The sequence below is a fragment of the Promicromonospora sp. NPDC060204 genome, from assembly GCF_042728455.1.
Classification (GTDB): domain Bacteria; phylum Actinomycetota; class Actinomycetes; order Actinomycetales; family Cellulomonadaceae; genus Promicromonospora.
Genome location: NZ_JBHWZO010000222.1, coordinates 1 through 10,714, shown reverse-complemented (window position 1 = coordinate 10,714; position 10,714 = coordinate 1). Strand labels below are relative to the sequence as shown.

At 73.3% G+C, this 10,714-nt stretch carries 10 protein-coding genes; 4 read left to right on the top strand and 6 right to left on the bottom strand.

Translation table 11 applies throughout. The features are described from left to right. Positions 1-112, top strand: a 112-nt coding sequence (locus tag ACFWEJ_RS22510; RefSeq protein ID WP_377231417.1) for an STAS domain-containing protein, incomplete at its 5' end; no start/stop codon positions are given. Positions 113-115: 3 nt separating this feature from the next. On the opposite strand, the gene ACFWEJ_RS22505 is transcribed toward ACFWEJ_RS22510, so the two are convergent. Together ACFWEJ_RS22505 and ACFWEJ_RS22500 are read right to left on the bottom strand one after the other, a co-directional pair. After that, on the bottom strand, positions 116-907 hold the full coding sequence (locus tag ACFWEJ_RS22505) for a hypothetical protein (RefSeq protein ID WP_377231416.1): 792 nt from the start codon (positions 905-907) through the stop codon (positions 116-118). Positions 908-1,053: 146 nt separating this feature from the next. Next, positions 1,054-1,446, bottom strand: coding sequence for a MerR family transcriptional regulator (locus ACFWEJ_RS22500; protein WP_377231415.1), 393 nt, complete (start codon positions 1,444-1,446; stop codon positions 1,054-1,056). 60 nt (positions 1,447-1,506) lie between these two features. Here ACFWEJ_RS22500 and ACFWEJ_RS22495 point away from each other — a divergent pair, with 60 nt between their 5' ends. Further along, on the top strand, positions 1,507-2,754 hold the full coding sequence (locus ACFWEJ_RS22495) for an MFS transporter (RefSeq protein WP_377231414.1): 1,248 nt from the start codon (positions 1,507-1,509) through the stop codon (positions 2,752-2,754). Positions 2,755-2,762: 8 nt separating this feature from the next. Here the strand turns inward: ACFWEJ_RS22495 and ACFWEJ_RS22490 are convergent, their stop codons facing one another. Continuing rightward, positions 2,763-3,923 (bottom strand): hypothetical protein, encoded by a 1,161-nt coding sequence (locus tag ACFWEJ_RS22490; protein WP_377231413.1) that lies wholly within the window; start codon positions 3,921-3,923, stop codon positions 2,763-2,765. Positions 3,924-4,120: 197 nt separating this feature from the next. On the opposite strand from ACFWEJ_RS22490, the gene ACFWEJ_RS22485 reads away from it, so the two are divergent. Beyond that, a complete protein-coding gene (locus tag ACFWEJ_RS22485; protein ID WP_377231412.1) occupies positions 4,121-4,393 on the top strand; it encodes a hypothetical protein in 273 nt (90 codons plus the stop codon). 3 nt (positions 4,394-4,396) lie between these two features. Here ACFWEJ_RS22485 and ACFWEJ_RS22480 read toward each other — a convergent pair whose 3' ends face one another. Both ACFWEJ_RS22480 and ACFWEJ_RS22475 read right to left on the bottom strand, forming a co-directional pair. Then, entirely contained in the window at positions 4,397-5,671 is a 1,275-nt protein-coding gene (locus ACFWEJ_RS22480) for a DUF418 domain-containing protein (RefSeq protein WP_377231411.1), read from the bottom strand. 43 nt (positions 5,672-5,714) lie between these two features. Further along, positions 5,715-7,865, bottom strand: coding sequence for a DEAD/DEAH box helicase (locus ACFWEJ_RS22475; RefSeq protein ID WP_377231410.1), 2,151 nt, complete (start codon positions 7,863-7,865; stop codon positions 5,715-5,717). A gap of 127 nt (positions 7,866-7,992) precedes the next feature. Between ACFWEJ_RS22475 and ACFWEJ_RS22470 the strand changes: the two genes are divergently transcribed. Further along, complete coding sequence (locus ACFWEJ_RS22470; RefSeq protein WP_377231409.1) at positions 7,993-8,703, top strand: hypothetical protein; 711 nt, start codon at positions 7,993-7,995, stop codon at positions 8,701-8,703. A gap of 79 nt (positions 8,704-8,782) precedes the next feature. On the opposite strand, the gene ACFWEJ_RS22465 is transcribed toward ACFWEJ_RS22470, so the two are convergent. Continuing rightward, the coding region (locus ACFWEJ_RS22465) for a hypothetical protein (RefSeq protein ID WP_377231408.1) at positions 8,783-10,714 on the bottom strand (1,932 nt) is incomplete at its 5' end.

Sequence of the window (10,714 nt, the reverse complement as noted above, 5' to 3'; positions counted from 1 at the left end):
GGCGAAGGGACGGCACGAACTCGTCCTCGACCTCTCCGACGTCCTGTTCTGCGACTCCAGCGGCGTCGGTGTCCTGATCGCGACCCGCACGCCTGATCTGTTGTCGGGGTGATGTTTACCTCGGACTTCGTCCGGTGTAGAGCTCGGAGCCGCTGGTGAAATCATGGTTGGCGAGCTGTGAGATGGCGGCCACGACGATCTCAAGGATGGCAGGGTTGCCGTTGGCGGAGTCGCAGTGCTTGGCTTCAAGCCAGAATCGGGCCTCGGACGTGCCACCGAAGTAGTGGTGCTCGATGATTCCGATCGCGCGAGTGGTACCTGGGTCGGCGACCGTGACGCTCACCGGCATGAACATGCGGTGCGTATGGATCGTGACGGAGCCATTTCCGAATCGTGTGTTGAGGTCCCTGCTGATGGCTGCGAGAGCTGAATAGGACTCTCCTACGCGGGCATCGAATCGCGCCCGGTCGTAGTACAGGCCGGTAAGCCGGCGTCCGGTCCGATCCCAACGGAGCCACCGGGGCTCGGGCATCACGAAATGCACTCGAACACCACGCGCGACGGCCTGCTCCACCACGCTGGGTGAGCGCGAGATCCTGGTCATCCCGATGCCACAGCAGAGAATGGTGCGCTCGGCCGCACGGAATATGCCGGCGAACTGGTCGGTGCCGTGCGTATGTCCGACCTTGGAGATCCCCCGCAGGCGCTGAAGCTCCGCGCGGGCCATCTCGCGGCGGAGCAGGCGCACGGTGAGTGCTGCGCCCAGACCGACGAGCAGGAGCGACATGGCGATCACGAGCGCGGTGGTGATCCTGTCGTCCAGCAGATTCGGGACGAAGGCGAGCAGCAAGTTGGCCACTGATCCGACTGCGACCAGGAGCAGGCTTCCGTGAGCCCAGCGTTCCATGGCGAATCACCCCGAGACCGCGATCGCTGTCAGAGCATCCATCCAGTTCGCAGGTAAATATATCCCACTTAAATACACCAAAATAGGCGCAGATGGGCACGAGCTTGGCGTCACATTGCCATGCGGAAGCCCGTGGGCACCGGCAGTCAGGCGGTCGCGGGCTCCTGCGCTTCCCGGAGCAGCACCTCGTGCTGGGTCGCCGTCAGGAACCTGCGGATCGAGTCCCGGCTCCGCGTGAGGCAGTCGATGCGCGCCTGGACCCCGACCAGCTCAGTGGCGAGCTGCTGGGCCACCTCCCGCGGGCAGGTCGGGTCCTCGCGCTCGGCGGCGTCCTCCGCGTCGAGGAGGATCTTGACCAGTCGCGTGGGGATGCCTGCCTGGACCAGTCCGGCGACGCGCGACACCCGCTCCACATGGGCTTCCGTGTAGGTGCGGTACCCGTTTGCCGCCCGGTCCGCCTCGAGCAGGTCCTGCTGCTCGTAGTACCTGATGAGACGGGTCGTGACCCCCGTCCGCGTGGCGAGCTCGCCGATCCTCATGACGCACCTCCGGGCAGGGCCTTGACATTGACACCAGTGTCAAACTTTAGCGTGGTCGACATGGACACGACAGGCACCACACCCGCCGCCCGGACCAGCACGAACACTGTATCGGCGACCCCGGCCGCCCCTCCCGCACCGCCCGCCGACGTCCTGCCCTGGCCGTCGCTCCTCGTGCTCGGCGCGGGCACCCTGTTCATGGTCACCGCCGAGATGCTGCCCACGGCGGTGCTCCAGCAGATGAGCACCGGCCTGGGCGTCGCGGAGTCCAGCACCGGCCTGCTCGTCTCGATGTGGGCGGCGGTCGTCGTGGTGCTGAGCTTCCCGCTGGTGCGGCTGACGCGCCGGTGGGACCGCCGCGCGGTGATCGCCGGGGGACTGGCGGTGCTCGCGCTTTCGTCCGCGCTCACGGCGCTCGCCCCGACGTTCCAGGTGGCGGTCGGTGCGCGAGTCCTGGGTGCGGCCGCCGTCGGCCTGCTGTGGGCGACGACCAACGCGCACGTCGCCGACCTGGTCCCCGACCGCCTGCTGGGGCGGGCGATCGCCGTCGTGCTCGGCGGGGCGACCCTCGGGATGGTGGTGGGCACGCCGCTGGCCCGGCTCGTGGCCGACGCCGCCGGCTGGCGCGCCGCCTTCTGGGCCCTCGCGGCCCTGAGCCTGCTGGCCGCGGTCGCGGTCCGGCTGGTCGTGGCCCGGGTGGCGGCCCCGGACGCCCGGGCCGGAGCGGCCGGCGGCGCGGGCGCCCTCGGCGCGCCGCGGCGCGGGACGGCGCAGCTGCTGACGGTGACCGGCCTGGTCGCGCTGGTCCTGGTGGGCCACTACGGCGCGTACACGTACATCACCCGGCTGGCCGAGGTGCCCGCGCAGTCGCTGCCCGGCGGGATGAGCACCCTGCTCCTGGTGTTCGGGCTCGCGTCGGCCGTCGGCGTCGCGCTGGCGGGCCGGCTCGGCGACCGGAGCGGCCCGGCGCTGGTGGTCAGCGTGGCCGCGACCGCGCTCACCGTGCTCGGGCTCGGGGCCGTGGACGCCGGCCCCGTGGTCGGGGTCGCCGTCGTCGTCGCGTGGGGCGTCGTCTCGGGCGCCCTGCCGCCGTTCGCGCAGACGCTGATCCTGCGGCTGGCCGGGCCGGAGCGCCGCTCGTTCGCGGGCGCGCTGATCCCGGTGCTGTTCAACGGCGGGATCGCCGTCGGGGCAGCCCTCGCCTCGTTCGTGGTGGCGGGGTCCGGGGTGGCGGCGGTGCCGCTGCTGGCGGCCGTGGTGGTCGGCGTCGCGGCGGTGGGCCTCGCGGTGTCGGTCCGCCGCGCCTGACCCGCGGCTCAGCAGGCCGGGGCCACCGGGCCGCTCGAACCCGTGTTGACGTACGCGTCCGAGATCCAGTTGCCCGGCCCGATACGGTTCCACACGTTGCTGGTGCCGTAGTAGCCGGTCACCGTGGTGCCGGTGGCGGTGCACTCGATCACGACGTTCGCGTGGTTCCCGGCCTGCCCGACGGCGGCGTTGCCGGTGCCGGGCCCGGAACGGACCGTGAGCGGTCCGCCGCTGGTGCGCACGACGCCCTTGGGGCCGGAGCCGGTCCACAGGTAGGTGACGGTGGTCCAGGCGTTGTCGGTCAGCCCCAGGCCGTCCCAGAACGTGCCGTCCGCGAGGTCGATCCCGGCCGGGTTGGCCACCCGGCGTCCGAAGCCGTCGAGCCCGCCGTTGTAACCGTCCTGGTAGGCGGCCTGCGCCTGCGGCTTGCCCTGCGGCAGGTCGGCCCAGGACTGGCGCGTCCCGGACGCGTTCCAGTGGTCGTCGGTGGTGTTCCACGGGCCGACGTCCCACACCGGGGCGTACGCGCAGCGGCCCGTGCTCGCGGCGCAGACCCGCACCGAATAGCTACCCGAGTTGTTCGACGACAGCCCACGCCGCGACGGGAGGGCCACAAAGTGGTCGCGCGACGTGATGACGTGCCCGTTGGCGGTGGTGCCGCCCACGAGGCCCTCGCGGGTCGCGTACACGGTGTACGCCCGCTCGCCCGACGTCGGGCGGGCCTCGACCTCCTGGAGGGACCGGGACCGCTTGGTCTCGGGCGTGAGCGTCACCTCCCGCACGACCGGGCTGGCCTCGCCGTCGCCCACGAGCGTGACGCGGGCCTGCACGGTCCGCGCGGCCACCGGCAGCGGGGTGCCGGCCGGGACCCACTCGGTCCAGGAGTCGGGCCCCTCGTCGGCGTACCGGCCGCGGACGTCGACCAGCACGGAGGTGCCGGCCGGGGTCGCCGCGTCGAGGCGCAGCCCGTCGCCAGAGGCGCGCACCCCGGCGTCGTCCGCGCCGACGTCGGCGAGGTCGACGGACCACGCCCGCGCGGCGTCGTCCGCCCCGGACCCGGTGCCCGGGGTGCCGGCCGCGACGGCCGTGCCCGAGACGATCAGAAGGGCGCAGGTGGTGGCCGCCAGGAGCGCGGCGCGGCGTCGGGGACTGCGAACCTGGATCAGCATGTGCTGAATGTAGGCGACCAACTATTTCACCCGCGAGGGGAAACGGGTGAAATCTTGGTCGATCGGCGACCTGTCCGTCTGCCTGGCGTCCCGCCCTCGCCGGACGCACGGGACCGCCCGCGCGTGGGGCATGATCGGAGGCGCACCCAGCGGTGGCACCGGAACGGCGGTGTCCCCAGACGAGCAAGGAGAACGACGTGTCCGAGTTCCTGGCCGACAAGCCCGGCAAGTACGACCTCGACGGTGACGGCATCCCGGACGTCGAGGTCGCCGACACCGACGGCGACGGCGTGGTGGACGCCCAGTTCGAGGACTACGACGGTGACGGCGTGCCCGACGTCGAGCTGTACGACACCGACGGTGACGGCGTGCCGGATGTCGTCGTGGAGACCGTCGCCGGCACGTCGACGATCTCCGTGGACACCGACGGCGACGGCGAGGACGAGCCCGTGGACTCGTTCCCGGCCTGACCTCTAGCGGGCTGCCGCCGGCCGGCCGTAGACCAGCCGGCGCAGCAGCACCTCGGCCGGGCCGCGGCGGCCCGTGCGTTCCTGCCAGACGGCGAACGCGACGGTGAGCCCCCACACGACCACGGCGTACAGCAGCATGCTCCACGAGCTGAGGTACTGGCCCAGGCCGAGGCCCCACGCGGCCAGGACCGGCGCGCACAGCACGGACTGCAGCAGGTAGGACGTCAGCGACCGCTTGCCGACCGCCTGCACGGCGCCTGCGAACGGCCCGTCGGTGAGGAAGAGGTTGCGCGACGGCGCCCCGGTCCGCCGCTGGGCGACGCGGTGCCCGATCAGGCCGAACAGCGCGACGTAGCCCAGCCCGCCGAAGAACCCGGTGAGGAACTGCACCGGGTAGAACACCCACGCGGCGTGGTCGGGCACGTCGATCGCCCCGACGTGGTCGAGCGCGGAGGGCAGGGGCCCGAGCCAGCCGATCGTGATGCCGACGACGGCGACGCGCCGCAGCAGGGTCAGGTGCTCGCCCGGGTGCTCCAGGATGCGGCGTCGGCCGGCCCAGAACGCGAGCAGGAGCATCATCGGGACCACCAGGACGAGCAGGCCCTGGAGGAACGTGCCGAGCGTCCAGTAGGTCAGCCGCTCGCCGATCGAGGCGAGGTACGACGTCGTGGCCATCGACTCGCTCGACGGCGCGAGGTCGGCGGCGATGCTCCGCGCCGTGGGGTCGTCGGCGGGGAGCTGTGCCACGAACCAGGCACCGGCCACGGCGAAGGCTGTGCCGATGGTCAGCAGGACGCCGAACACCCACGTCCACACGAGCAGCGTGCGGTCCTTGACCTGGAAGAACAGCCAGACCATGAGCAGGCCGGCCAGGCCGTAGGCCCCGAGCACGTCGCCCATCCAGAGCAGCGCCGCGTGCACGAACCCGAACGCGAGCAGCAGCCAGTTGCGCCGCTGCAGCAGCCGGCGGGCCGCCCGCTCCGGGGTGCCCGAGGAGACCTGGCGGTTGTAGAGCTGCATCATCCCGTAGCCGAACAGGAACGCGAACATGGGGTAGGTCCGCAGGTCCACGAGGACGATGACGAGAAAGTCGGCCGCCTTGTCGACGACCGACCCGTCCACCGGGTGCGACGCCCCGGCGCTCATCTCGCTGCCCCACAGGTAGTACGGCGTGTTCGCGACGGCGATCAGCAGGAGCATGAATCCCCGCGCCAGATCGGGTGCGGGCGAACGTTCGGCGGCCTGGACTGGTCCTCGGGTGAGGGCTGCGGTCGTCATGCACCCATCTCAGCAGCCCACGGCCTGGCCCGCGAGGAAAGCGCTAGGCCGCGGGCTCGCCGAGGCGGGCGCGCTCCTCGTCGACGATCCGGCGTGCCACCTCGGCGTCGGCGATGTCCGGCGTCCCGGGCGTCGCGGCCACGGTGGCGCGCCCGGCGTACTCCGCGAACAGCTCGGCCTTGGTGCCGAGGATGTCCAGGAGCCGCTCGTCCACGCTGTCCTCGATGAGCAGCCGGTGCACCTGGACGGTACGCACCTGGCCCATCCGGTGCGCGCGGGCGATGGCCTGCGCCTCGACGGTCGGCTTGACCTGCGGCTCGCACAGGATCACCACGGAGGCGGCCTGGATGTTGAGCCCCACGCCGCCGGCTTCGATCTGGCTGACGAGCACCCGGGGCTCCGCCGCCTGCGTGAACTCGTCGACCAGCTCCTGGCGACGGGCCGACGGCACGGACCCGGTGATGGGCCCGACGGCGAGCGGGCCCAGCTCGGCGAGCACCCGCTCGATCACGTCGCGGAAGTAGGAGAAGACCACCACCTTGCGCTTGTTCTCCACCGCCTCGTCGACGATCTCGCGGAGCCGTTCCAGCTTCGCCGTCGGCTCGGGGGCCTCGACGAACGCGGCCCGGCGCATGTCCGCGAACGACCGCTTGAGCACCGCCTGGCGGTAGGCGGCGCCGTCGTGCTTGCCGAACCGCTCCCACTCGTCCACCTGGACCAGCTCGGGCAGTTCGGTCAGCACGTCCTCCTGGTTGCGCCGCAGGTAGACCGTCGCGACCGACCGGCGGAAGGCCGAGGCGCCCGCGAGGCCTGCCGCCGGGTCGATGTCGTCGGCGACCTCGGGCTTGAGGTAGCCCACGAGGCTGCGGAACTCGTCCACGGTGTTCTCCATGGGCGTGCCCGACATGAACAGCACGCGCTCGGCCGCGCGGGCCCAGTCGGCGGTGCGCTCGGAGCGCTGCGCCTCGGGGTTCTTCACGTAGTGCGCCTCGTCCACGACCAGCAGGGCGGGGCGCGGCAGGTCGCCGGCCCGCAGGTGCCCGAGCTGGGGGAAGGTGGCGACGCCGACGCCGCCGTCGGCCGCCCACTCCTTGATGCCCGCCTCGCGGTCGTCGCCGTGCAGCACCCGGACCGAGAGCTCGGAGTGCGCCGCGACCTCGCGGGCCCAGTTGGCCGCGACGCTCGCGGGGCAGACCACGAGGAAGTGCGTGCTCCCCTTGGCGGCGAGGTGGGCCATCACCGCGATGGCCTGGACGGTCTTGCCCAGGCCCATCTCGTCGCCGAGGATCGTGCGCCGCTGGGCGAGCGCGTACCGGGCGCCGAACGCCTGGTAGCTGCGCAGCGAGACCTTCAGCAGCGAGGTGTCCAGGTCCTGTACCGCGACCTCGCCCACCACGTCCTCGGGCAGGAAGCCCTCGGCGGCCGCGACGTCGATGCCCAGGTTGACCAGGTCGCCCAGCGCGGTGATGTAGGCGGCGGCCCGTGCCTCGTAGTCGCTCCAGACCTCGGCGTCGGACGTCGCCGTGAGCACCTCGTCCAGGTGACGCAGGTCGTCGGTGATCCCGACGGCGTCGAGGTCGTCGGCGAGGGTGCTCAGGTCGGTCAGCGCGGCGTCGGCGCGGTCGGTGCGCGCACGGCCCGCGAAGAACCGCCGCACGAACGTGGCGCGCAGCGCACCGGCCTCGGCCAGGCGGGCGAGCTCCCGCACGTCGACGTCGAGCCGGTCCTGCCAGGTCTCGAAGAAGCGCTGGACGTGCAGGTAGTCGTGCAGCGCGCGCACCAGGCGGGTGGCGAGCGGGTCGGCGGGGGCGTGGTCCAGCCGGAAGGCGAGCCCGGCGTCCACGGCGTCGAAGACCTGCTGGGCCGCCGCACGCAGTGCCTCCGCGGTGCGGGCGCCGACGCCCGCGATCGCCGTGAGCTCCTCCGGGGCGGCCGCCCGCACCTGGCCGACGGTGCGGAACCCGGCCTGCTCCACCGGGCCGAGGCGCAGGCGTCCCGTGCCCACCTCACGGATCCGGTCGAGGGGCACCTCGGACAGCTCGTCCAGCACGCGGGCGTCGCGTGCCGCGCGGTAGGCCGCGCGGACGCGTGCGGGGGCGCCGCGGCGCTGGCTGAGGGTACGGGAGCCCAGGTCGTGCCGGGTTCCGGCGTGCTGGAGCAGGTCGCGGGCCTCGCCGCGGGACCAGGTCTTCATGGCCGACGACGGTACCGGGCGCGGGCCGTCCGGAAGGCCCCGACGCGCGTCGTGGACCGACGTTTCTTACATACCGGACCGAATGCTCATTCTGGTAGTTTCGTCGCACCAAAAACAGGAGGAACGAGTGAGCACGGACGCACTGCCGGAGCAGGCAGAGGTGGCGCAGGCCGCCGCGACAGGGGAGCCGGCACCGGGGACGTCGCCGCAGGCGGCGTCGGCCGTCGCGGAGCCCGACGCCGGCCCGCAGCCGGTCGCAGGGGCAGAGCCGGCCGCCGGGGCGGAGCCGGCCGTCGCGCAGGCACCGGCTGCCACACCGGCACCGGCCGCCGCGCCGGAGCAGGACGAGGGTCCGGAGCGCGAGGACAACATCGAGACGCGCACCGCCGCCCGGCTGCACCAGCTGGTGGCCTCGGGCGCGGAGAAGCTGCCCGGCGAGGCCGGCAGCACGGTGTCGCGGCTGGCCGTGGCGCTGCTGTCGTTCGGCAGCCAGGCGGCGGCCAAGGACCCGGAGAAGACGACCTCGGCGCTCGTCGGCGAGGCCGTCGGCCTCTTCAAGAGCCTGGACGACGACGACCCGGGCAAGCAGCGGGTCGCCCTGGAGCACGCGCTGGAGACGGTGACGACGTCGGCGCTCGGCAGCAAGGAGCGCTCGCAGGTGCTGGAGGTCGCCGAGGAGGCGATGGGCCTGTGGGCCAAGCTCCGCGGGACGTCGTCCGACCTCGCGAAGTCCGACGCCGCCACCTCGATGCGCTCGCTCACGAGCGCGCTGCGCAAGGACGGCCGCGACGACGAGGCGGACGAGGCCGAGTCGGAGGCCAAGCGCCTGGAGTCCTGACCGGACCCCACACCCCGTTGAGTGCTGGGTATTTGCTCATTTCTGTGTGCCAGAGGCGCAAATACCCAGCACTCAACGCTCAGTCGGGGCAGGTTGGGGTGTTCGTGAGGGTCACCCCTTCGGGCATGTCCGCCGCCGTCGGCTCGCGGCCCGCCATGGCGCAGGCCCGGGTGATCATCTGGTCGTCCGCGAAGGTCCACCCCGTGGTGACGCCGTGGTCCTGGACCACCAGCAGCTGACCGTCGCCGGCGTACACGTCGCTCGGCGCGACGGCGCCGCCGGGCGCGTAGAGGCGGGTCGCCAGCGCGCCGACCTTCTGGCCGGTCCCGATGTCGAAGAACGCCAGCGCCGAGCCCTGGTTGCGGGCCACGAGGTCGGGCCCGGGCAGCACCGCCAGCACGTCGCCGTAGGTGCCGGTGAGGTCGAGGCTCTCGGGGGCGCCCGGCCCGGACACGGCGCGCAGCCGCACCTTCGAGTCCAGGCCCAGCGTCACGAGCTGCTCGGGCAGCGCGGTGTCCTCGGGGCTGCTGCGCTCGCCGATCACGTGCACCTGCTCCACGCTGCTGCCACGCACCGTCCAGACGTCGCTCTCGCCCGCGGCCGCGGCCGTCAGGTCGGCCACCCGGAGCGAGAAGTCACGGGGCGCGACGGCGACGCTGCTCCCGTCGTCGGCGACCGCCACCCGGCCCGGTTCCGCCCACTGCGACGCGAGCCGCGGCGTGCTGCCGATCGGCCCGGGCACGTACAGCGCCCGCTCCTGGAGCCCGACGTCGAGCACGTGCAGCCCGGAGCACGTGTCGACGAGCACGATGTCGTCGCGCGTGCGCCGGGCGCTCACGATCGTGGCGCAGGCCGGGTCGCCCCGGTCCAGGCCCGGCGCGACGAGGTCGCGGAACCCGGCCTCGTACCCCGCCGTCGTCCCGGCCTGGGTCCGGTAGGCGTCGCCGTCGGGGGTCACGAGCAGAAGCCGGCTCTCGTCGAGCCAGACCGGCAGCAGCGGGCGCCCCGCGTCCGGGCTGCCCGCGGGCAGGTCCACCGTGCCGAGTCCGTGGATCATGACGGTGCCGTCCGACCAGGACGCCGCGGTGCTGGCCGGCTGCGTGGGCCCGGCCCGGTACGTGGCCAGGACGGCGGTCGGCCCGCCGGTATCGGCCGCGCCGTCCGCCGCGCCGTCGCCCGCGCCGTCCGCCCCGCGAGCCGCGGCCGCGCCCGCCGCGCTCGGCAGGGGCACGTCCCCGTGGGTGCCGGCGGTGCTCCACAGGGCGATCCGGCCGTCCGACGCGGCCGCGACCCGGTCGACCCCGACCAGGACCGGCGACTGGGGCCGCTGGATGCCCGACAGGTGCCAGGTGCGGTGCACGTCGGTGCCGGCGCCGATCTCGCACGCGACCAGCCCGTCGTCGGTGGCGACCAGGGCACGTGTGGTCGCGTCGTCGATCGCCACCACCTCGGGGTTCGACCAGACGCGGGGGACCGGGCAGCCGGCCGACCGCACGGAGCCGTCCGCCCAGTGGTGCAGGGTCACAATTGTCGTGTCGCCGTCGGAGCTCAGCGTCGCCCAGTCCCGCAGCGACGGCGACGGCACGCCGCCCTCGGGCAGCTCGACGGGCGCAGCCCCGGTCAGCTCCAGGGAGTCGAGGCTGCGGATCTCCAGCGTCCCGGCGGCGGCGTCGGCCACGGCGAGGGTGCGGCTGGAGCCGACGGCGAGCGAGGTGACCGCCAGGTCGGTCTCCGCCTTGGTGCGGAACGCCAGCCGCTGCTCGTGCGGGCGCTGCGGGCCGTCGTCGGACTCCAGGACGGCGAGGTCGCGCCCGTCGAGGTTGATGCTGCCGATCCGGTTCCGACCCGTCTCGCCGTCCTGCCACGCGATGAGCAGGGTGTCGCCGGCGGGTGTGACCGCCACCGCCGTCGTGCCCGGCAGGTCGAGGTGCGTCTGCCGGCTGGTGCTGCCGGCGGGCAGCGGCCCGAACCGGCCCACGGTCACGCCCAGGTCGTCGACCGCGGCGACCAC